The following is a 21747-nucleotide window of genomic DNA, read 5'->3' as shown; positions in this document are numbered from 1 at the left end:
CTTCATGACCGCCATCATCGATATTTTCGCTCGTGAGATCCTCGACAGCCGTGGCAACCCGACCGTCGAGGTCGATGTGACGCTGGAAGATGGCACGCTTGGCCGGGCCGCCGTGCCCTCGGGTGCATCGACGGGTGCTCATGAGGCGGTCGAAAAGCGTGACGGCGACAAGTCGCGCTACATGGGCAAGGGGGTGCAGGATGCGGTGGCCTCGGTCAATGGGGAGATCACCGAGAACCTGATCGGCGAGGATGCAACCGAGCAACTCGCCATCGACCGCATGATGTGCGAACTGGACCGCACCCCGAACAAGGGCCGGCTTGGCGCCAATGCCATTCTGGGCGTGTCGCTGGCGGTGGCCAAGGCGGCAGCGATGGCCACGGGCCAGCCGCTCTACCGCTATGTCGGCGGGACCGGCGCGCATGTGCTGCCAGTGCCGATGATGAACATCATCAATGGCGGCGAACATGCCGACAACCCCATCGACATCCAGGAATTCATGATCATGCCGGTTTCCGCGGAGAACATCCGCGAGGCCGTGCGCATGGGGTCCGAGGTCTTCCATACGCTGAAAAAGGAACTCTCGGCCTCGGGTCTGTCGACCGGCATCGGCGACGAGGGCGGCTTTGCGCCGAACCTCTCCAGCACCCGCGACGCGCTGGATTTCATCCTGAAGGCGGTCGAGAAGGCCGGCTACAAGCCCGGCGACGATATCATGCTGGCGCTGGACTGCGCCTCGACCGAATATTTCAAGAACGGCAAGTATGAGATGGCCGGCGAGGGGAAAACCCTGACCTCGGGCGAGAATGTCGAGTATCTGGCCGCGCTTTGCGCCGACTATCCGATCCTGTCGATCGAGGATGGCTGCGCCGAAGATGACTGGGACGGCTGGAAACTGTTGACCGACAAACTGGGAGGCAAGGTTCAGCTGGTGGGCGACGACCTGTTTGTCACCAACCCCGAGCGTCTGGCCGATGGCATCGCGTGGGGTTGCGGTAACAGCTTGCTGGTCAAGGTGAACCAGATCGGCACCCTGTCCGAAACGCTGGACGCGGTGCGCATGGCCGATCGTGCCGGCTATACCAGTGTGATGAGCCACCGCTCGGGCGAGACCGAGGATGCCACCATCGCCGATCTGGCGGTGGCCACCAATTGCGGCCAGATCAAGACCGGCTCGCTGGCCCGTTCAGACCGTTTGGCCAAGTACAACCAGCTGATCCGGATTGAGGAAATGCTGGGCGAGATGGCTCAATACGCCGGGCGTTCGATCCTGAGGGGGTGACCGGACTACCCCTCACTGAGTGTTCTCAGTCAGAGAATTACTGCATGATGTACGAATGACCGGTTCGGCGAATGCCGCAGTGCGGCGGCGTGACGTCACGAAAGTCAGGAATGGGGCCGACCTGGCTTTATGTTCATCTCTGGCACAGGACAAGAATGGTACGACCCCGCAGGGCGGTATTGTGCCCGAACGTCACGCTTGAGGAAACTTCGCCTTTATCTTCTTCCGGAAATCCGACGCCTTCCTGATGGCTTCTTCGTCGGATGGGCGCAGGGTCTCCTGCGCCTCGGCTTCGGTCATGGTCGGCCGGGCTGCCTCCGCCTCGGCGATGACCGCCTTGGCGGTGATGCCGGCCGGCGGCGCATAGGCCAGCGGCTGGAACTGCGCCACCTGGCCTTGCAGTTTCTCGATCGCGTCACGCATCGACCTGATCTGGTGCCGCTCGTCAGGATAGGGCAGCGACCCGGACTGTGCCGCCATGATCTTCGAGAAGTACCGATCCCGGTAATAGACGATACGATCCGCCAGGATCGGGTTCTGGCGCTCGGGGATCAGGATGACCCTGGAGGCGTCGAGTTTCCGGACCTCATCCGGGCTCATCAGCGGCCGCTCTTCGTTCCGGCGCGACACCGACCGCCGCCGGAATCCGCGGCCGTCAGAGGACAGGCTGTCGCTGACGGACAGGCGGGTCGTCTTGCCCAGGGCCTCGGAGACCTCGGCGGCGGTCTTTTTCTCGTTCGGACTGATGAAGAACTTCATGCCAGCGCCGGATTCCAGCGACAGTCGGTCATTCTCGCCATAGAGGGTGTCGAGACCGGGAATGGATTGGGTGATGATCGAGACACGCCCGCCATGGCCGGCCAGCTGCTTCAGCGATTGCACGACGATCGGCATCCGGCCCAGCTGGTCGAACTCGTCGAGGATGATCTGCACCGGCCAGGGCTCTGTCTTGGGGTTCGGCAGGGACGACCGCAAGGTGGCGATCAACTCGCCGAAGAGCAGCCGCATCAGCGGCGCGAGGGTGACGATGTCGTCGCTGTTGACGACGATATAGACCGTCTGCGGTTTCATGCGGATGCGCTGCCAGCTGACATCGCTACCGCTGGTGACACGGTCGACCTGCGGGTTCAGCCAGAGCCCGAGGCCGGCGCCCTTCAGGACCGAGATATAGGAGGAGAGCGTGCGATCGGCATAGCCGCTGAATTCGACGAAGGTCCCCCGGGCCTGGCGGTGACGCAGCTCGTCGGCCCGGGCCAGGTAGACCTCGGACTTGTCGGCCCCGCCGAAGAGGATGCGGGTGATCTCGCCGATGGAGGGCATTCCGCGCTCGATCGCCAGCATCCCGCCGGCCACGAACAGCTCCCTTGCGCCGGTGATAAAATCCGCCGCCCCGCCCTTCTCGCTGGTGGTCAGGAAATAGCTGGCCAGCTTGCTCAGCTCGGTGAACTGCTGATCAGGGTTGGCCAGCGCGGCGATGCGTTCGAGCGGGTTGTAGCGATGCGAGGCATGCTCGAAGTCGAAGGGGGCGAAGTAGAAGATCTCGTCACCTTGGCGCTGGCGGTGGCGGGAGGTGGCCTCGAAGATCTCCCCCTTCACATCGAGGATGACGCAGCTGCCGGGAAACAGGAGCGTGTTCGGAATGACATAGCCGACACCCTTGCCCGCCCGCGTCGGCGCGACAACCAGGCAATGCGGGAACTTGTCCCAACCCGAGGCGATGAAGCGTGACCTGCCGAGGATGCGGCCGAGGATCCCGTGGGGCCTGAGCCGGGCAAAGACCAGGCCGCCGCCGATCTCGCGCAGGAGGCCGTTCTTCCTGATCTCGGCCGGAGACTGGAAATGGGCCTTGCCATATTGGGTCAGCGTCTCGGTGAAGGACAGCGCCAGCGTGAAGAGCAGGGTCGCGACCAGGCCCGCCGCGGCGATCTGATAGCCCGTCAGCCAGGGCTGGGTCAGGCTGCGTGACAAGCCCGGAAAATGTTTCACCAGAATAAACATGTCGGCAGAGGCGGCATTGGCGCCGAGTTGATGCTGGACCCACATGCCCCCAAGCATGAGGCCGATGAGGGCGCCGCCGAGGATGCCGAAGGGCAGGACAAGGAAGGTCCGCTTCATCTGCCTGCCTCCTACAGATCCATGTCCAGATCATGCGTCCTTGGAGCAACGCTGTGCCGATGGTCCCTGGCGGCCTCGGCGACGATCCGGCCATATGCCGCCGCGATGGCCCCGCGATCCGGTTCGGCCAGCTGCGAGAGATTCTCGCGGATGAAGGCCATGTTTTCAGCGGTGCTTTCAACCAGCGTCATCATCATCGATGCATTGTCGATCTGGATGTCCCTCAGGCGCTCATCGTCGGCATCGCGCGCCGCGGGGCTTGCCGTCGGGCGAGCCCCTGCCCTGGATGCGGAGGGGCCATTGGCAGGGTCCGCATAGGGGCGGCCATGAATGTAGATGACAGGCTCCCCTGCCTCTTCCGCCGCGCGCCCCTCGGCCAATGCCTCCCGCTGACGCCGGGCCAGGTCTTCGGTCTCCTTGTCCATCTCTCACTCCTTCAAATCAGGTCGCGGCGCAGAGCGCGAACTCGAGCGCCGCAAGACCACACCCACCCCGAGAGACGCGACACCTGATGGCGCCGTCGCGCTCCGATCACCGGCCTCCCGCGATCGCGCGAGACGCTCTCGTGGCAGTTGTTCAGGGGTCCCTTGCGCAAGCCCCGGCTTTTTCACTCGACGGGACTGTCGTCGCTGACCTGTTTTGGATCGAAGACCACGAGTTCCGTGGCGCCTACGGGGAAGTCGAGCTTGATCTTGAAGGCGCTTTTGGCGTCTTCGCGTTGCGCAAACAGGGTTCCGACCGGGCGGAAGCGGGTCTTGCCGTCGCTGCCCTCGATGGGGACGGTGATGCGGTAATAGGCCTGTGTCATGGCAATGCTCCTTTTTGTTGCCGGGGAAAGGAAGGGTGATCTGTTCTCATCGGAGAAGGTCCTGGTCCAGTGCCGGGACATAGACTTCCATGATGCCGCGGGTTTCTCCGTCGCGGCCGGTCTGGATCACCGCATCGATGGAGCCACGCAGGTAGCGCAGGATCTCGCGGTAGCTCAGCTGGGTGCCGGTGTTCATGACGAGGAGCGCCATCTTGTCCATGGCCTTGCGACCGCTGGCCGCATGCAGCGTGGTGAAGCTGCCCTCATGGCCGGTATTGATGGCGCCAAGGAAGGTGGCGGCTTCGCCGCCGCGCACCTCGCCCAGGATGATCCTGTCTGGTCTCAGCCGAAGGGTGGCCTGCAAGAGCTTGTCGGCAGAGCGCGGTGAGGCTTCATCGCGCGCGGCGATCAGGCTGACATGGTTTGGCTGATGCGGCAGGGCCTCGGCCGAATCCTCGATCAGCACCAGGCGTTCGGTATCGGGGATCATCCAGATCAGCCGGCGTGCGAGTTCGGTCTTGCCGGCCGAGGTCGGGCCGGAGAGGATCAGGTTCAGCTTCAGATCGATGCAGGCCTTGAGGAGCGCATCAGCATCGCCGCCCAGCCCGAGGCCGGCCGCGAGGCACTGGATCTTGTCGATCTTCTCCAGCCGTTCGGTTTCGAGCGAGATGCCCTGCGGGCGGAGGAAGCCGAATCTCTTCGGCGCCTCGGAGGGCCGGCGCTGCCGGAACACCCTGAACGACAGGATCGTCCCGCCGAAGGCTGCCGGGGCGATGATCGCCTGCACCCGCAGCGTCGCCCCGCCATAGGGCACGGTGGTGGAGATCATCGGCGAGGCCGCCGTCAGCGGTTGCTCGGCGGCATTGGCGATCTGCCGGGCCAGGTCGGTCACATCGGATGGGCTCATGCTGATCCCGTCGAAGCGGCTCATATGGGCGGCGCCGGCTTTCTCGATCCAGAGCCCGGCATCGCCATTGATCGCCAGCTCGATCACCCGGGGATCGCCCAGGACCCGATCGAGGCGCTGCAGGTAATGATCGAGATAGCCGGCCATCAGAACATCTCGAGATCCGCATTCACCCGGACCATGACCACGGCGCCCTGATCGACCGAGATCGTCGCCGGAATGTCGAGATAGTCCGCCATGACGTTATCGAGGGCGTCAGATGCACCCTGGCCGATGCTCTCGACCGTATCGCGCGTGGTCTCGCTGCCGTCCTTCTCCTCTATCCTGGCGACGGCAATCTCCGGCAGCGCGCCGATGATCGACACGGCCGCGGCCGATCCGAACCGGGCCAGGGTGTGATTGTTGACCTTGCCGGTCATGCCGGCCCGGCCGATCCGGTCCGTGCCATAGCCTTCAAGCTGGACCGATTGCCCATCGGAGGTGACCAGCCGGTCCCAGGCAATCATCACCCGGCGCTGTCCGCGCTCGATCTGCGCATCATAGCGGCCATAGAGCTTCGAGCCACGCGGGATCAGCACCTGGCTCATGTCCATGGACCAGACATCATAGCTGACATTGGCCGCGACATTGCCGGGCAACTGGCTGCTGATCGCGGTTTCCAGCGTCGCCTCGATCAGCGTGCCGTGGATGATGGTGTTCGACGGGCTGCCGATGACCTCGCTCTGCGTCACCCGGGCCTTGTTCGCCCCGGCGCGGAGGAAGTCCTCGCCGGCCCCATCACCCAGGGACTCGCCGCCCGCCGCTGCCGCAGAGTCGCCGCTGGCGCGCCAGGCCACCATCGGCGAGGCGATCTGGGCCTGCCGGCGTGCTTCCTCTTCCGCCCGGCGCGCCTCATAGGCCGCCCGGCGCTCTGCGGCCAGCGCGGCCGCGGCCTCTTCCTGGCCGGAGAGCTGGTCCCGGGTCTCGAGCTGCGATTGCAGCCGCAGGTTTGTGCGTTCGGCCTCGGCAAGTGCCTCATCCTTCCGCGCCGCATCGCCCTTCATCTCGTCCAGTTCCGCCAGAAGCGCGTCGCGGGCCGTCTCGCCCTCGGTCAGCTTCGACTGCAACCCTTCGAGTTCAGCCGCCAGGTCGTCGATCCGGGCCTGGTCGACGACTTCCACCGTTTCCCTGCGCGCGGCCGGGGCTTCCGGCACCGGCGGCTCGGGACGTGGCCGGGTGATGGTGAAGCCGTCGAGGCCGCTGCCGTCCTGGAAATCCGTCACCTGCGAGGTGGGCAGGTTCAGCGACGTCCCTTGCGGCGGTGCATCGGTCGCGCTCAGGAAGGCGTAGCTGGCGAGCGCCGCACCGGCGGTGAAGGTGCCGGCGCCGATCGCCCAGGGCTTCCAGCGGTTCATTCGTCCGGGCTTGCGCTGAAGGCGCTGCAACCGCTCCTCGATGCCGCTCTCATCGCTCCCCTTCGCCATCGTGGCCTCCTTACGACCCGGCCCGCGCGACCCTGCCGGTCACGCAGACAGAGTGATCGCCGTAACGCAGCACCCAGCGTTCCGAGCGGCCGGCCACGGTGATGACGGTGCCCTTCGTCGTGCTGTTGACCGCATATTCGAGACCCTTGCCATCGACCCGGAAGACGCTTGGCATCGGCGCGCCGGGCGGGATCTGGAAATACGTCCTGTTGCCGTCATCGGAGACGCCGGTCGGCGCGAAACTCGCGCCATTCACCCTGCGCGTGACCGCATAGCGCATCGGCGGCAGGGTCGCGGCCGCCACCCTCGCGGCGGCACCCGCCGTGCGCGGGCCACCGCCCTCGCCCGGCACGGTGAACTTGACCGACCAGCTCGGCGTGCCGCGGCCGGTCTCGACCAGGTTCACAAAATAGAACCTCCGGTTGGTCTCCACGGTCATATTGGTCGCCGCCCCCTGGATCACCGGCTTCACGGTGAAGACATTGGCGCCTTCCAGCTTGTCGACCTGGAAGCTTTCGCTGTCGCCGATGGCGATGGACTGGATGCGCTCGCCAGCGCCAAGCTCGATCAGGGTGACGTTGCGCAGGCGGGTCGCGACCGTATAGACCTGCCCCTCCTGGTAGGTGGCATAGGTCACGCGATGATCGAGCGCGCCCGATTGCGGCCGGGCTTCTGCCTGGGCGAGGCCCGGCAGGGCCAGAGCTGCCACCAGAGCGACCGCGCCATAGGTCGATTTCAGCATCACTTGCCTCCGTCCTGCTGGGCTTCGAGAGATTCGGCACTCACCCGGTAATCCGTCACGGTGAAGCCGAAGGGGTTTTCCCAGACCAGCTCGACCGCCGATTGCTGTGTCGGCACGAAACTGTAGGTGACGGTCGCGTAGAAATTCCCGATCCGGTCATCCTCGCCCGGCCGGCTCAGCGTCTTGGTGAAGCGCAGCTGCGCCGTATCCTCATCGATCGGGTTGACGCTCAACACCTCGATCGAAATCTTGCCCGTCGCCCCATAAAGGTCAGGTGGGTAATCCGCATTGCCCTCGGTCCAGAGCGCGCGAAGCCCCTGCTGCGCGAGGCCCGCCGACTGGCGATAGACCTTCAGGATGCGCCGCTCATTGTCATTGGCGTCATAGGTCTCGCGATCCATGACGTAATTGAAGACGAGGCTCTGCTTGACCGCATCGGCCTGTTCGATGCTCGCGTTCTCGATCTCGACCGCGCGTTCGGCAATGCCGGTGTCGCGGTCCACGATGGTCAGGTAGGCTTGGATCTCCTTCAGCGGCAGCAGCATGACCAGGGCGGTCAGCTCGCCCACAGCGATCAGGCTGGTGAAACCCGCCACCCCCCAGGCCGTGCGCAGGCTGCGCCTGGCCCCGAAAATCAACTCGCTTTCGAGAATCGTCCTCTGTTCAGACAGGCGGTCTGTCATGATCTCACCTCGTGAATTTGGCTCTTGGCCTTGTCTGCTCAGTCCTTGCCGCCGCGCAGCAGGCGGATGTCGTTGAATTTCTGCCGGATCGCCGCACCGCGCTCGCGCAGCTCGCGGTCGCGCCCCTGGGCCTGCAGCCTCGGATCATCGGCGCTGCCCGTGCGGATCGCGCTGGCTATGGTCGCCGCATCACGGATCGTCGAGGCGCCGGGCAGGTTCTGCGCCGCGACTCCGAGCCCGCCCTGTCCGAGGCGCAGCGCCTGCGGCGTGATATTGGCCAGGTGGAAATGCCCGGTGATGTTTGCTGCCGCCGAGGGGATGGCCTTCAGCGCGAAGATGCCGACAAAGACGACGACCAGGAAGCCGATGATCTGGCTGATCGTGTCGACATTCTCTTGTCGAACAAACTGTTGCCTTGCCACGGCCACGATGGTGGCAATGACCGAAGACGCCGCGATCGGATACATCAGATAGCCGACGAAGCTGCTGAGCCAGGCCTCGAACAAGTTCTTGGTCCGCTCGAAGATCGTTGCCACCATGGCGATGGGCGCAATCCCGATCAGGAAGGCCAGCATGATCTTCGCGAAGCCGACGATCAGCACATAGATGCCCATCAGCAGCGACAGCAGCGCGAAGAAGAAGGCACCGAGGACACCGCGCAGAATGGAGCCATTTGCCTTGGCGACACCATCCGCGGTGTCGGCCATCTGAGAGGCAAACTTATCCATAGCCTCGTAAGTGCTGCTTTCGCCCGTGGTCGCGGCAATGTCGAAGAAGCGCATGGCCATGTCGCCGCTGGCCGTGGCAAAGGCGTCATAGACGGCTCCGAAATTCGACCAGCTGAAAGCGAAGAGATAGACCATGACGATCCGCACCGTGAGCTGGAGCGAGTCCCGCGCCGTCATCTGGTAGACCCCGAGCGCCATGTTCATGCCGACCAGGATAAGCAGGATCGTGGTCGCGATGGTCATCACCGGCAGCATCCCGGCGGCGGTGGCCTCGAAGAAGCGTTCGCCGGCCGTCATGACGCTGGTGTCGATGGTGGTCAGGATATCGGTGACAATGCCCATCAGAACTTGCCTCCGCACATGACCTCGACCTGATCGCGCAGTTTGTTGCCTGCTGTTTCGTAGTCACCACCGATGATGAGACGGTTCCAGTCCTCGCCCTGTTCCGCCGTGATCTGATCCCTGATCTCTTGCACCGTATCGAAAGGCGCGACTTTGCCGGCGCAGGTGCAGTCTTTCGTCGTCGATACCCGCTCATAGCGCGCAAAATCGTAGAACATGCGATTGGCATAGGCGTCCGGCGTTCCCCTGAAGAATTCTTGCGTCTTTGCTTCCGGCACCTTGTCGCAGGTCTCGTAAGGCACGTTCTCGGTCAGCGCCTCGGGCACATCGTCGGCCTCATCCGCCGGCGGCGAAATATGCAGGTAATCGTCCTCGGCCTGCACTTGCTCCTCCGTCATGCCGAGATCGGGTCCGGGCTCGTTGAACATCTCGTGCAGCCCGGCGAAGGGATTGTCCTCGGCCTCAGTGACCAGGCCATCCGGCGCGGGGTGATCGCCCGGCTGCATCTGGGCCACCGCCACCGCGGCCAGAACGGCAAGGACGGCGGTTCCGCCCAGGATGATGCGCTTCTTCATCTCAATCCTTCGGCAGTTTGATGGTCAGGTATTTCTCTTCATCGGCGGCAGTCGCGGCATCCATGATCCCGGCCTCGCCGAGGCTGACGGTCTGCACCGCCTCCATCGCCCAGATATTTGCCAGTGCGATGCCGAGTTCGCCGGTCACGCGCGTGTTGAGATCAATGGCTTCCTTCAGGTTCGTCGTGTCGCCGATCTGCTGCATGAACCCGTCCATCCGCGTCAGGCTTTCCCGTGCCGCCTGCGATGAGCTTTCCGCCGCCACCGACAGGAAAGCGCCGACATTGGCCTGGTTGCCGATCCGCGCCGCGGAAGGATCGTCGCTACTCGCCAGCGCATCCACATCGCTGCGTTCGATGCCGGATTGCGCAAACGTCTTGTCCACATAGCCGCTGACACTGCTGCCGCCGATCTGGCTGGCATTCGCCAGCACGCCGGACCAGTTTCCCGCCTTGGCCGCATCGAGCGATTTCGACAGGTCCGAGAAATCGGGCAGGATATCGCTGAGGAAACTGGCGGGATCGAGGCCGAGATCGGCCAGGCTCAACCCGTTGCGCAGCGCGTCAAGCTGCGCCTCCAGCGTTCTGATCTGCTCGACCAGTTTCAGCGTCTGTTCGTCCAGCTTCACATTCTGCGCGATCTGTTCGCGCAACTGAAGCTTCTGCTCGGCGATCATCTCCTGCAGTTTCGCGATACTGGTCACATCGATCGTCGGCACGCCCTGGCCGAAGGCCGTCGGCGCGGCCATGATCATCAGCACGGTCAGGCCAAGTTTCATCACCTTCAAGATCATGGTTCCAACCTCACCTGCAAATATTTCTCGTCCTCGATATAGGCCTGGGTCTTGAGCGCATTCCGCGCTGCCTCGATCTTCGAGCGCGTCGCCATCAGCCGGATCAGGATATTGCCCATCCGCGCGACCTCGCCCCGCGCATAGGTGTTCAGATCCATCGCTTCCTTGACCGACTGCGTGCCCTCGATCTGGCTCAGGATCGAGCGGAGCCGCGTGGCCGAGGCGGTCATCGTTTCCATTGACCAGGCGGCATAATGCGTCCCGGCATCCGACAGGTTCGAGGCTTCGGCAATCGCCATGTCCCTGGGATCGAGCGTGCCGAGGGCATCGGCCGCCCCGCCCATGCGCGCGGCATAGCGGCTGTAAGTGCCGCTGATCTTGCGCACATAATCCTGTGTTTCCTTATAGGGGGGGATGCCATTGTATTTCTGGACGGCCCCGGGGCCAGCATTATAGGCGGCAAGTGCCAGTTCCATCCGCCCAAACTTGCCCAACTGTTCGAGCAGGTATCGCGCGCCGCCGTCCAGTTGCAGGCTCGGATCGTCGTAATAGGCCGGATAGATGCCGAGATATTGCGCCGTGCCGGGGATGATCTGCGTGAGCCCGAAGGCGGCCTTCGGGCTTTTCGCGCCGATGGAGAAATTCGATTCCTGCTTCACCAGCGCCTGGAACCAGCAGCGGAACTCCACCGCGTTGATCCCGGCACGGCCAAGCGCCGGATGCCCGCCGAACCGGATCGCCGTCTCCGCGATCATCTGCTCGATCGTCACCGGCGCATCGCCCATGATCCGGTCGGCATAGGGGTTGTTGTCCGGGATCCCATAGACCCTCGAGGCCGCATCGGCGCTGCCTGCGCCGCCACCCTCTTCAAGGCCCGGAATAAACGCGCTGATGCCGGTCAGCAGGTCCAGTGTGTCCTCGAGTGCCGCCAGCTGTTCCTCTTCCCGCGCAAGCAGTTCCGTCTGCCGCGCGGTTTCCTCGATCTCCGCCGTCCTGGTCTCATGGCCGGTGTCGAGTTGCAGGATGATGGCGAGAATGCCCTTGGCGTCGATATCGGGCACACCCTGGGCCAGCACCGCGAGCGGTGCCGCGGCCAGGCTGGCCGCCATCGCGAGGCGGGTTGCCCGCCTGCCGGTCCGATTACTTCGCGTGAGGAACATCGCGGAAATCGCAATCCTCAGAGGGAAGCAGGGCCATGCTGGACCAGCAATTGCTCTTCCTGATCGGCGTCTCGCCGCAACCTGCCATGAGCGGCAGGGTGGCCATGAGCAGGATCATTGCCTTGGTCATCTAATCCCTCCTCCAGAAATCCGGTCTCGTTGCGTAATTCTCGCCAAAGGCCTGTTTCGCGGCAGTATCGCTGCCAAGCGCGGCCAGCAGCGGTCCCAATGCAGACAGATCCGCATTCAGCACCGTCGCACCGGTCGGGCCGGCCCAGAGCACCTCGCGCGCACCGCGCGATCCGTTGAGCAGGAAGCTCAGCTGGTTCTCGGTGAGGTTGTACCCGTCATAATCCCGTTCCGTCGCCCGGCTGTTCGGAAACAGCATCCGGTTCGGCAGGCCCTCGAGGATCGATTTCGCCTTGCTGTCCCGGATCTGGCTCGGGAACTGCGTCATCAGGACCATCACCACGTTCTGTTTCCGCACGGTCGGCAGCCATTTCGGCACCCGCCGCGAGAAATAGTCATCGTCCATCACCCGGCTGGCCTCGTCGATCAGCACCAGGGTCGGCCGGTGATCCTCGAACATGAGGTCGAGACGCCGGAAGATATAGCTCAGCACCGCCATGCGCTCGACCGGCAGGTCGAGGATTTCCGTCAGATCGATCCCGAGCACGGTCCCCGCCCCCTCGAAGTCGACGATTGGCCGCTCGGCCGCGCCGAAGACCCAGGCGTAGCGGCCCGCCGGTCCCCATTCGCCGATCCGCATGGCCAGGTTGCGGCCATCATTCACATCGCCGATCAGGTCCTGGAAATGCCGGAAGTCGCGAAGTTCGGCCGGGGCCTGCCCGTTCTGCCGGATGGCGGATTTGAGCGCCTCGGATTGCTGCGGCGTCAGCGGCGCACCGCCCCGCTCGACCAGGGTGGAGAGCCAGTCCATCTGCCAGGCCTCGCCGCGCGGGCCGGTTTCGGTCAGAAGCGGGCTCAGCCCGGTCGGTTGGCCGGCAAGGATCTCGGCATAGGAGCCGCCAAGCGCGGTCACCACCGGGCGCAGGGCCTTGTCCTTGTCAAAGAGGATGAGACGGATGCCGGCCCGCATCGCCTGGCTGGCCAGAAACGCCATCGTCGTCGATTTGCCGGCATCGGAGGGACCGAGGACCAGCGTATGGCCAAGCGTCGGATCGGCAGGCGCCGGCTTGCCGGGCCGGTGCCAGCTGAAGCGATGGGCAGAACCGCCCGCCGTCTCCAGCACCGTGATCGGTGTCTGCCAGGGCAGGCCGGAGGCGGGCGTGCCGGCATCCTCCATATGCAGCGATGCCATGTCGGCGAAAGTCACCGTGCTGACGGCCATCTCGAAGCATTGGTAATCCTGGTTGCCCGGATGCTGGGCAAAGAAGGTCGCCTCCTGGGCGCGCATGGTGCGCGTCAGCGTCACCTTCATCCGCTCGGCGATGCCGCGGATATGGGCGACGCGGGCGTCCAGCGCGGCCTGGCTGTCCGCGAAGATCGTGATCGAGAGCTGATGGGCGCCGATCCCGAGTTTCCCGGTCTCCACATCATCGGCCGCCTGCAGCAGCTGTGCCTCGATTGTCGGCACCAGGTCGCCGGCGGCACGGATCTGGTTGACCCGGCGCTTCACCCGCCCGGATATCCTGTGATTGGCAACCGGGGTGAAGGAATGGCAGATCACCGTGTCAATGGAGGTGTCGAGCGCATCGAGCATGCCCGGCCAGGTGGTCTCGCTGTATTTCCAGATCGCCAGCGTCGCCGCGTATCGCGGCCGGTCGAAGCCTTCCTCGACCGTCATCGATCCCCGGGCCGGATCGAAGGCCAGGGCGATATGGGACAGATCCTCGGCGATCAGGGTGCGCGCGCCGCGATAGTCCTTGCGCAGGACCGCAGTGTTGATGGCCGCGAGGAAGCCCAGCAGGCTGCCATCGCCGATCTTCAGCCGGCGCGTACCGACCGCAAGGCTGGTCTCGATGATCGACACGACCTCGCGCAGCTCGTGCAGCCGCCGGGCGGTATTCTTGTCGAAGAGACGGCTGGCCGCCGTCCCGAAGAGCGGCACCCGCAAGGGCCGCACCTGGTTGCGGACGACCGTCAGCACCAGCACGAACTCGTGCAGGTTCCTGCGCTCGAGATGCGCCTGCCAGGCCCGATCGACATCCGCCGCAAAGCCGTCGCCGCGGATCGGCGACAGCCCGAGGGCGGCCGGGCGCATCATCCGGTGGAGATAGATGGTGAAGCGTTCGTCCAATCCGTCGAGGACATGTGCAAACGCCCGCCGCAATTCGCGGATATCGCCGTCCGAACTGGTCGTGCCGTCGATGCCGGTCACTTCCAGCGCCATCATCAGCCCGTTCTCGCGGGTGCGGATCGTCTCGTCATCGATCTCCAGCACATAGGGCAGGTGCCGATAGAGCTTCAGGTCGGCCGGCAGGACCGCGCGGGCCCGTTCGCTCAGCTCGTTCAGGTCGCGGGCGTTAAACATGGCGCCGCACCCGCTTCGCCCGCCTTGCAGCCAGGCGCGGCGGCGTGCGCCGAAGGATGACGGCCAGGACTCGGTGGCCATGGGGGTTGATGATGGTGGCGATGCGGGCGGCCGGGTACCACAGAAGGCCGGTCATGAGCCAGGGCATCCATTTGAACCAAATGAAGGGCAGCATCACCAGCGCCCCGACCGCCAGCGTATAGGGCATGGGCAGGCCGGCAAGGCTGGCCTGCCGCGAAAGGCCGAGAATGACCGGCGTGCGCTCGCTCATCAGGTGAACACCGCTTTCAGCTGGTTGACGATATTGCTCGCGCCGAAGGCAAAGAACGCGCCGATGCAGATCATCAGCACCCACATCCAGCTGATGCGGTTGAAGGCCGCCAGAAGTCCGGTCACGATCAGCGCCACGGTGAAGAAGAGGGTGATCGGATTGCCCTTGAGCCAGGTCAGGAAGCTGGTGCCGAGCGTGTCGATCTTCGAGAATTGCACGCCACCGCCGCTGCCGCTTGTCTGGGCCAGGGCGTGGTTGGCCGAAAGGAACAGGATGGCCAGGAGCAGGACGGTGACCCCTCTCCCCGATCTCCACCGGGACGGGATGGCGGCCTTTGTCTCTGCCCAAGGCGTCGTGATAAGAATTCGCATCTGCGATTCCTTTCTGGTTTCGTGGATCGAAGGCCGGGGCGGACCGGTCCCCAATACCTTGGACCGCCCCGGCCGGTATCAGATGCGCCACCCCCTCATCGGGACGCCATCAGCCTTGCGTGATGGGACAGGATGCGCCGCACGTAGGTCCGGGTTTCCGGGTAGGGCGGCACACCGCCATATTTGCGCACGGCGCCGGGGCCGGCGTTATAGGCCGCCAGCGCCAGAATCGGAGAGCGGAAGGTGCCGAGCTGGGTGAGCAGGTAGCGCGCCCCGCCATCGAGATTCTGCATCGGGTCGCGCGGGTTTACCCCAAGCCGCGCTGCGGTGCCGGGCATCAGCTGCGCCAAGCCCTGCGCCCCCTTGGGGCTCACCGCCGCCGGATTGAAGCGGGATTCCTGCCAGATCATCGCCTGGAACAGCGCCATCCACTCGCCGCGGCTCAAGCCGGCCGCCGTGATCGCCGGGTGGTTCTGGTAGCGCGCGGCCGTCGCCCGCACCCCCGCCAGCGCCGTCGGATAGCTGCCGACCGGGATCTCTCCCGCGGTGAAGTTCATCTGGCCGGAGGTGGATCTGCCCGCCGGTGCCAGCTCGTCCGGCGGTGCGCCTTCCGGTTCCGGCGGCAGGATCAGCGCGCCGCGCCGATCGTAGCGATAAACGGCACGCTGGCGGGGGTCGATGCTGGGCGTCGCGCCGTTGGACGCGGCGCCGAAGCGGATGACGTCGGCTTGTGTGGTCGCGGGCAGAGCCAGAACGGTTGCGATGAGGGCACATCTCGCAACGGGAACAAGTAAGTGCCGGAAGAAACCCCCATGATCGCGCTGAGGCTGCCGCTGGACGCGTGATGCCGGTGGCGTGTACGGCTTACAGCCGAGCGACCATGATAAGGCCCTTCGCGCCAGGGATGACGGCCGCAGAAATTCCAAGCTCTGTCTGCGCGTTGAACAACCCTGTCGTGGTCTTGATTTCCCTGTAAGCGTAATCCGATGGGTCGAGCTTTTGCCCGAGGCTTTGGGCGCGACGCCTTTCCCGATAGAGGTCTCGCTGCGCCACGACAACGCCCCAACGAGCCGTTTCCGGTTCAAAAGCAACCAGATACCAGGATCCTCGAACCGTGTTCTGGGCCGGCACGGGGTCTTCGGCGCATACGACGTGAAGCTCCCAACCGTCCCGCAATTTTTCTCTGCACATGTCAAGGGTGAGCACCTCGTTGCTAACCTGTAACTGGTTGGGCATCCGACGCGCTCCAAAATCAGTCTGGCACGTCAGCACCAGACTATCAAATTACGTATCTGCTTTGCAAGGAGGTAAATTGACATTTCCTCCCCGATCGTTCAGATTTTTTTTACGACCTTTGGTCAGGGATTTACAAGCCATGACAACGCGATCAGTGCCCAACATCCTGGTCCTGACTTGGCTGGTGATCGGGCCGTCCGCCTCAGCTCAGGAGATCTGCTTCCCGCCCATCCCTCCCGATGGATTTGACGACCCCGCCCTGTTGGCAGAGTACGCGAAAGAGATCGAAGACGACTTTCACCGCTACTTCCGCGAGGTTGAGCAGTTTTTTCGCTGCTATGATCAGGAATGGCAGCGCGTCTTCGAGGAGGCGAGGTTCTTCTCCGATAAACTTCAAGAGCTTGACCTCTGATTTCCGTCGGCGGCAGGCGCCCTCGATCAAATCTCGGCGCCGCGGTAGGGCGCCGCGGAAGGGTCCGCAGTTGCCGGCGCAGCGGATCCGAGTGACCGTGCCGCCGTCCGAGACCGATCAAATGCGGGGATTCAGAAACCGATACAAGCTTGCGCCTGCCAGCAAATTATAAGGGGGCAATGCCAGCGAGTAATGGCCGCAATTCAACTCTCGGACGCTCGGCCGCGCTCCGGCGTCCCGCAGCTGGTGAATAAATTGTCGCGCGAACTCCGGCAGCACCACTCGATCTCGCTTGGCCAACACCAGGAGAAGATCCAGTTCGCGCCGTGCCAGGGAACCAGCGTAGTTCCCCAGATCAAGTGGTGCCCATGCCCTTCGAAACTCGCAGAGCCCGATCTTTGGCGCCAGGCTAGCTCGGATCGCCTCGGTCGCACGACCCGTCCAAACCATGTCCGCCAGACTTTCCCCTGTCAGGAAAAGTGCAGCCTTCGATACGGCACCGTCATGAGCAGCGACCAGGCCCGCGCTCCATGAGCCCAGGCTCAGGCCGAGCACCGATATTTCGCCGAACCCGTCACTCTTCAACCAGGATATCAGCTTTCGGCCATCCCACACGGATTGCCGCACGGACTGTAACGTTCGACCAAGGTTTGCGCTAAGCATGTAGTCGGCATAGAGCGATCCAGGTCGACTGCGCTGGAAATGATATGGCATGCAAATTTCGGCGACCGTGAAACCGCGTTTCGCAAGAAACCTGGCAAGTGGGCTGTTCCACTTCCTGGCATTCCAATGGTGGAAGACGACAACCGCTCGATCTCTCGGCTTTCCTTCCGTAATCTTTACCCAGACCTGATTATTGACCTCGATGTCGGTCGAAAGGTCCGATGAAAATGTAAGCCACTCATTCTTTCTGAGGAAGTCCCCGCGATCGCCGTTTGGTGGATCATAGAAGGAACGATCAGCCATCGCCAATTCGGATAGGGCGCAGAAATCGTCAACTCCCGACAAACTACCCGCGCCCGGAAACGCCCGCTCCGCGTCGAGCTCGTAAGACGTCGGCTCTTTGACCTCATTACCCTGCTTGGCCCGCCATTCATCCCACCGATCCAACCAACTATGAAACACTTTGGTTGTCTCTCTGCTTGGTCGGGCGGCCATTGGGAAACCCCGGGGACAGCAGGCTGAAAAAGGCGAGGATTGCTGCCGCGATCAATGGGATCGAGAAGCCTGGGAAGGCACCGATGAGCAAATAGCCGGCGACCAGCACAACGATGATCACACCCATCCTCCGCAGTGGCGCCTGGAAATCTGCGAAAGTTGTCATTCGAACAGCGCAAAAGAAGAAGACCACGCAGCTCGCCAGCACAACGACGAGGCTGCTGTAATGTGTCGGCACGCTATAGCTCACCTCGAAACCTGCGGTTTGCCGCCCGGACAGGACAGAGATCATGTCGTTGACCAGCCAGGACGAAATGCTGGTCCCATTCGACGCCAGATAGGCGCTTTGAAGCTTCATGCATATGGAAACCACGATTCCCAAAACGGCACATCGAAAGATTCCGATGATGATCCTCATCCCAGCCACTTGGATGTTGTCCTGATGGCGAATCCCGGAATTGGTGTCGATCATCCGCGAAGAAAAGATGAAATCATCGACGATCGAGTAGAGCAGGATAAATCCAGAGAATAGGATGTAGAAACAGATGCTCATATAAAGGTAGGCGAGACCCGTGAAGACAATCGCTTCGGTTGACGAAATAAGATCGGGCCGAACAATGGCGATCAGTCCCCAATCCATTGGATAATTTCCTGTCCCGGTCACCAACGGTATCAACCGCACACTGATCCATTGCAGGATCCCCGCGAACAGCAAGCAGATGATGAGGACGACCCAGAAGGTATATGAGGAAGCCTCGACATTGCGCTCCCAGGTGCGTTCGCCTTCGGTCCTGTTTGCTGGCCCGACGAGCGTCGGTCGACCGTCTTCCTTCCAGTAGATCAGGAGATTTATCACAAAGGTGAAGAACAAGGGCAAACTGACCATGAACAGGAATGTCCAGTTCGGTGCCCAGAGGAACCCAACCTGTTTTTCGTCACCAGTCGCCAAGGTGTAGGTGACGTTGTGAACCCGCAGGAAATATGAGAGGAATCCAAGTGCTACGGCGCCCCCGAACACCGTTGCAGGCAGATTCAGTGGCGAGCCGCGCGTGAAGATTGCCTCGGACATCGTCACCAGGCTCAACCGCTGCGCCGAGCGTGTCGGGTCTGTATCCGACCATGATGTATCGGGAGGTCTTGTCTCCTGATCGGCGGGAACAGATCGGATGATATCTGGGCTCGGCAGCTGAATACTGTCTGTCGGGTCCTTCCGTTCTCGTCTCCTTGTCGTCAACCGTGCTTGCGCGGCGCTCAGTTCGACCTGCCATTCGCTGGTTGCGCCCGGATCATCACAGCCAAATACCCTTGCGAGCCAACGAATGTTTGCCGAGCTGATGCCCTTCTCGTTTGCCTGGAACCAGAGCTGGATGGTTCGCAGGTCGATACCGGTCCGGTTTGCGTCTATCCGTGAAATCGCCTCAGCAAGAAGTTCTGCGGTCCAGGGGCCATCCGGAAATCCGTCTTTCGTGACCGGTCGACCTGCTCCAGCCGCAGCGGCGAATCTGAAAAGCTCCTTGAAATCACCACCGTCCTTCGGCGGTGCAATGAAATATTTGCCGTTTTTTAACAACTTCTTACGCGCCCCGATTTCGTATCGTTTCGCCGTTGTTCGTATTGTATCGTGACTTTGTCCCCTTAGAAAGCTCAGCTGTGAGGCGAGTGACTAAAACCTGAAGTTGATTAGCAGCGGAGCGGCGAGATGGAGCCCCATGATCAAACGACGAGGCGCGAAGCGACCCTGACCCATACGACCGTGGAGGACGACGTTACGCGGGCCCACTATCGCTGGAACACCGGCGAGATTTCTCAGATTTCTGTACCGTCGAACTTCTTCTTTCGCCTGTCAGGGGCGGTAGAGGCAAGCCATTACACACAATCACCAGTTGCTACCGGCGAATAGTTGGCGTAGTCATTATACCTAGTTGCACTGCAAATAGGTATAATGACATGAATCGGATTACCTACACGCGCAGCGCGGTCGCTGCTGCCCTGGCGGGCCTCTTGACCATTCCGACAACCGGCCCGGCACAGTCCTATCCGATCGATTGCGCCATCCTGCTGTGCCTGTCCGGGGGTTGGCCCAGCTCAGTCGAATGCACTGCCGCCCGCGCCGAGTTTGTCCGTCGGATCACCCCTTGGCCGATTGAGCCACCCCTGCAGATCTGGCGTTGTCCGATGCGGGCAAGTTTTGGAACTCAATCACCGGCTGATCGCATCTGGTCTATTGCCGCAACAGCCCCTCCTGCGCAGAGCGAGATGCCGGAGGGCCGGTCTGGGCGGGACCTGGCGGTCAATATCGCCGGCAGCCCGGCCGCCGACGTCGACATTGCCGACCCGGCTTTCGATGTCGTTCGGTCGATCCGGGTCTATGACATCGACTGGTACGCCTTTGCCGGCACGACCAGCAACGGCGATCGCGATGTCTGCCACCGACAGAAGGCCATGACCCGGCTCGGGAGCTATGGTCTGCAGGGTGATTTCAGTTGGGCAGGCTTCAGCATCACCGCTGCGCCGGCCTGGCTCGACACCAACCTGCACCCCGATGGGCCCTGCATCGCGGCCGGCCGCTATCGCGGGGTTGGCGTCGAATGGACCGACACCTTTGGCACGCATGGTTTCGAGGTGGTTCGCTATTAGACACGGCAGCAGTCCCAAGCTGCAAGATCTGCATCTCCTGCCGCCATGCTGCCGAACCCTTCACCGCACAGTAAAGACAGAACAGAGCGAGAGCACCAACCAGAGCCCGAAAAATGAAACCCCCGCGCGGGGAACCCGGCGGGGGGGATCACGCAATCAGGTCTGCAAACCTGAAAAGCATAGACGACAGGATTTAGTGTAGCCCCTCCCGACACGCAGATCAAGCAAAACGCGCCTGCGCGACCAGAGAAGATCTGCCCGGACCTCCTGCGCCTGATCCTGACGGGAGCAGCAAGATGATCATCAGCGACGCAGACACCGCCACAGCCAGAGTGTCACGGCCGGTCTTGCCGGACGGCCTGAGCTTCAACCACCTGGTCGAATTGATCGAGCGCCATGCCTGCCTCGCCTTTGGCATTGGCTTTGCCCGCCGTGAGGCTCTTCTGCGAATGATGCGTTCGACCGCCGTCAAGGACTGGACCGATCCCGGCCGCGATCCCGTGTGCTTTCGCGCGCAACAGGATCTGGCCGCCGAACTCGGTATCACCGATCGCGCGCTGCGCGCCCATGAACGCCAGCTGGAAGCCATTGGGCTCCTGGCGATCGATACCGCGGCCGATGGCCACCGGTCCGGCGTTGAGCTCGCGGGCGGCCGCCGTCTCGGTCTCAACCTTGCCCCGCTCATCGGCCGGATCGCTGAGCTGATGGAGATCGATGCCCTGCGGCGGACGGAAGGGCGCCGGTTCCAGTCCCTGCGTCTCGAATGTTCGGCCCTGAAGCGCGATCTGCGGCGCAGGATCGAGGAGATGCTCGAAACGGACCCGAAGCATCCGGCAGTGACCGAGGCGCTCAGATCCTATTCCGGCTGGCCACGGCGCTACGCGTCGTTTCGGACGATCGCCGGCCTCGAGGCCCACCTAGAGGAGATCCAGCGTGTCTGCGAAAGGCTCTCCGAAGCGCGGGCATGTCGCGCAGATTCTTCCGGCGTGGCGGAAGCCGGGGTTCCGGCGATACAAAAGACAATCCTAAAGATATCTGTCTCTTCTGGCGGCTCCAGTGCAAGACGGCTGCCCGAGGCACGGCCGAGAACCATGAGCGGCCTTGCGGATCACGCGCCGGCGGCAGAAAGCGGCACGGGAAAGCAGTCTGTTCCTCCAGAAACCCGCTGCAGGCCCGAAGCGCCCGAAACCTACAGTGCCGACCAGCTCTACCTGATGGCCTCCGATGACATGCGGTTATGCCTCGATATGGCTCACCGAGGGGATGGCATGCTGACCGAGCGGGCGTTCATCAGGGCGGCGATCGCGATCCTGCCCGATCTCGGCATTCATCCCTCTGCCTGGGAGGAGGCGGCCGAAACCATGGGCAATCTCGCCGCGGCCCTGGTCGTGCTGATCGTCGATGCCAATCGCTTCCGCACCGTCAATCCGGTGCGAAAGCCCGGCGCCATGTTGCGGGTTCTGACCCGCAGCGCACAGCGTGGGCAACTGAACCTGCAGGGCAGTCTCATGGCGCTCAGGCGATGGAAGCTCGATCGGGACTGTGGCCCGTTGGCAAAGGTGTGAGGCCG

The 21747-nt window shown here is 63.1% G+C and carries 23 protein-coding genes; 4 read left to right on the top strand and 19 right to left on the bottom strand.

Going from position 1 to position 21747, the window contains the following annotated elements:
- The first annotated feature begins 4 nt into the window (after nucleotides 1-4).
- Entirely contained in the window at nucleotides 5-1282 is a 1278-nt protein-coding gene (gene eno, locus Q1A36_RS17835) for a phosphopyruvate hydratase (RefSeq protein WP_299846935.1), read from the top strand.
- A gap of 192 nt (nucleotides 1283-1474) precedes the next feature.
- On the opposite strand, the gene Q1A36_RS17830 is transcribed toward eno, so the two are convergent.
- The 17 genes from Q1A36_RS17830 to Q1A36_RS17750 all read right to left on the bottom strand — a co-directional run bounded on the left by Q1A36_RS17830 (nucleotide 1475) and on the right by Q1A36_RS17750 (nucleotide 15970).
- Nucleotides 1475-3397, bottom strand: a complete 1923-nt coding sequence (locus tag Q1A36_RS17830) for a type IV secretory system conjugative DNA transfer family protein (RefSeq protein ID WP_299846933.1) — start codon at nucleotides 3395-3397, stop codon at nucleotides 1475-1477.
- 11 nt (nucleotides 3398-3408) lie between these two features.
- Nucleotides 3409-3822, bottom strand: a complete 414-nt coding sequence (locus tag Q1A36_RS17825) for a hypothetical protein (RefSeq protein ID WP_299846931.1) — start codon at nucleotides 3820-3822, stop codon at nucleotides 3409-3411.
- Nucleotides 3823-4004: 182 nt separating this feature from the next.
- Nucleotides 4005-4205: a hypothetical protein gene (locus tag Q1A36_RS17820; protein WP_299846929.1), complete on the bottom strand. Its 201-nt coding sequence runs from the start codon at nucleotides 4203-4205 to the stop codon at nucleotides 4005-4007.
- A gap of 46 nt (nucleotides 4206-4251) precedes the next feature.
- Nucleotides 4252-5259 carry an ATPase, T2SS/T4P/T4SS family gene (locus tag Q1A36_RS17815; protein WP_299846927.1) on the bottom strand — a complete coding sequence of 336 codons (1008 nt, stop codon included), beginning with the start codon at nucleotides 5257-5259 and terminating at the stop codon, nucleotides 4252-4254.
- On the bottom strand, nucleotides 5259-6575 hold the full coding sequence (locus Q1A36_RS17810) for a TrbI/VirB10 family protein (protein ID WP_299846925.1): 1317 nt from the start codon (nucleotides 6573-6575) through the stop codon (nucleotides 5259-5261). The genes Q1A36_RS17815 and Q1A36_RS17810 overlap by 1 nt, the downstream gene beginning before the upstream one ends.
- A 10-nt stretch (nucleotides 6576-6585) precedes the next feature.
- Nucleotides 6586-7317: a TrbG/VirB9 family P-type conjugative transfer protein gene (locus tag Q1A36_RS17805; protein ID WP_299846923.1), complete on the bottom strand. Its 732-nt coding sequence runs from the start codon at nucleotides 7315-7317 to the stop codon at nucleotides 6586-6588.
- The gene (locus tag Q1A36_RS17800) at nucleotides 7317-8000 is read right to left on the bottom strand and encodes a virB8 family protein (protein ID WP_299846921.1); all 684 of its coding nucleotides are present in this window, start codon (nucleotides 7998-8000) and stop codon (nucleotides 7317-7319) included. Before Q1A36_RS17800 ends, Q1A36_RS17805 begins: the two co-directional genes overlap by 1 nt.
- Before the next feature lie 38 nt (nucleotides 8001-8038).
- The gene (locus Q1A36_RS17795; protein ID WP_299846919.1) at nucleotides 8039-9070 is read right to left on the bottom strand and encodes a type IV secretion system protein; all 1032 of its coding nucleotides are present in this window, start codon (nucleotides 9068-9070) and stop codon (nucleotides 8039-8041) included.
- A complete protein-coding gene (locus Q1A36_RS17790; protein ID WP_299846917.1) occupies nucleotides 9070-9645 on the bottom strand; it encodes a hypothetical protein in 576 nt (191 codons plus the stop codon). The genes Q1A36_RS17795 and Q1A36_RS17790 overlap by 1 nt, the downstream gene beginning before the upstream one ends.
- Nucleotide 9646: 1 nt before the next feature.
- Entirely contained in the window at nucleotides 9647-10423 is a 777-nt protein-coding gene (locus Q1A36_RS17785; protein ID WP_299846915.1) for a type IV secretion system protein, read from the bottom strand.
- An 11-nt stretch (nucleotides 10424-10434) separates the two neighbouring features.
- Entirely contained in the window at nucleotides 10435-11547 is a 1113-nt protein-coding gene (locus Q1A36_RS17780) for a transglycosylase SLT domain-containing protein (RefSeq protein ID WP_299846913.1), read from the bottom strand.
- Between the two features lie 31 nt (nucleotides 11548-11578).
- A complete protein-coding gene (locus Q1A36_RS17775; protein ID WP_299846911.1) occupies nucleotides 11579-11728 on the bottom strand; it encodes a hypothetical protein in 150 nt (49 codons plus the stop codon).
- Complete coding sequence (locus tag Q1A36_RS17770; RefSeq protein ID WP_299846909.1) at nucleotides 11729-14092, bottom strand: type IV secretion system protein B4; 2364 nt, start codon at nucleotides 14090-14092, stop codon at nucleotides 11729-11731.
- Nucleotides 14085-14363, bottom strand: coding sequence for a VirB3 family type IV secretion system protein (locus Q1A36_RS17765; protein WP_299846908.1), 279 nt, complete (start codon nucleotides 14361-14363; stop codon nucleotides 14085-14087). Before Q1A36_RS17765 ends, Q1A36_RS17770 begins: the two co-directional genes overlap by 8 nt.
- Entirely contained in the window at nucleotides 14363-14734 is a 372-nt protein-coding gene (locus tag Q1A36_RS17760; protein ID WP_299846906.1) for a TrbC/VirB2 family protein, read from the bottom strand. Before Q1A36_RS17760 ends, Q1A36_RS17765 begins: the two co-directional genes overlap by 1 nt.
- Nucleotides 14735-14829: 95 nt before the next feature.
- A complete protein-coding gene (locus tag Q1A36_RS17755) occupies nucleotides 14830-15291 on the bottom strand; it encodes a lytic transglycosylase domain-containing protein (RefSeq protein WP_299846904.1) in 462 nt (153 codons plus the stop codon).
- A 307-nt stretch (nucleotides 15292-15598) separates the two neighbouring features.
- The gene (locus tag Q1A36_RS17750) at nucleotides 15599-15970 is read right to left on the bottom strand and encodes a hypothetical protein (protein WP_299846902.1); all 372 of its coding nucleotides are present in this window, start codon (nucleotides 15968-15970) and stop codon (nucleotides 15599-15601) included.
- Nucleotides 15971-16124: 154 nt separating this feature from the next.
- Between Q1A36_RS17750 and Q1A36_RS17745 the strand changes: the two genes are divergently transcribed.
- On the top strand, nucleotides 16125-16382 hold the full coding sequence (locus tag Q1A36_RS17745; protein ID WP_299846900.1) for a hypothetical protein: 258 nt from the start codon (nucleotides 16125-16127) through the stop codon (nucleotides 16380-16382).
- Nucleotides 16383-16499: 117 nt separating this feature from the next.
- Here the strand turns inward: Q1A36_RS17745 and Q1A36_RS17740 are convergent, their stop codons facing one another.
- Together Q1A36_RS17740 and Q1A36_RS17735 are read right to left on the bottom strand one after the other, a co-directional pair.
- Complete coding sequence (locus Q1A36_RS17740) at nucleotides 16500-17540, bottom strand: dienelactone hydrolase-related enzyme (protein WP_299846898.1); 1041 nt, start codon at nucleotides 17538-17540, stop codon at nucleotides 16500-16502.
- Nucleotides 17497-19110 (bottom strand): hypothetical protein, encoded by a 1614-nt coding sequence (locus Q1A36_RS17735; RefSeq protein ID WP_299846896.1) that lies wholly within the window; start codon nucleotides 19108-19110, stop codon nucleotides 17497-17499. The genes Q1A36_RS17740 and Q1A36_RS17735 overlap by 44 nt, the downstream gene beginning before the upstream one ends.
- Nucleotides 19111-19796: 686 nt before the next feature.
- Here Q1A36_RS17735 and Q1A36_RS17730 point away from each other — a divergent pair.
- Complete coding sequence (locus Q1A36_RS17730) at nucleotides 19797-20177, top strand: hypothetical protein (RefSeq protein WP_299846894.1); 381 nt, start codon at nucleotides 19797-19799, stop codon at nucleotides 20175-20177.
- Between the two features lie 296 nt (nucleotides 20178-20473).
- Nucleotides 20474-21742 (top strand): replication initiation protein RepC, encoded by a 1269-nt coding sequence (gene repC / locus Q1A36_RS17725; protein WP_299846892.1) that lies wholly within the window; start codon nucleotides 20474-20476, stop codon nucleotides 21740-21742.
- Nucleotides 21743-21747: the final 5 nt, after the last annotated feature.

The organism is uncultured Paracoccus sp. (assembly GCF_947487305.1).
In the GTDB taxonomy this organism is placed as follows: Bacteria; Pseudomonadota; Alphaproteobacteria; order Rhodobacterales; family Rhodobacteraceae; genus Paracoccus.
The sequence above is the reverse complement of the archived record's forward strand: the minus strand, read 5'-3'. Positions and strand labels throughout refer to the sequence as shown.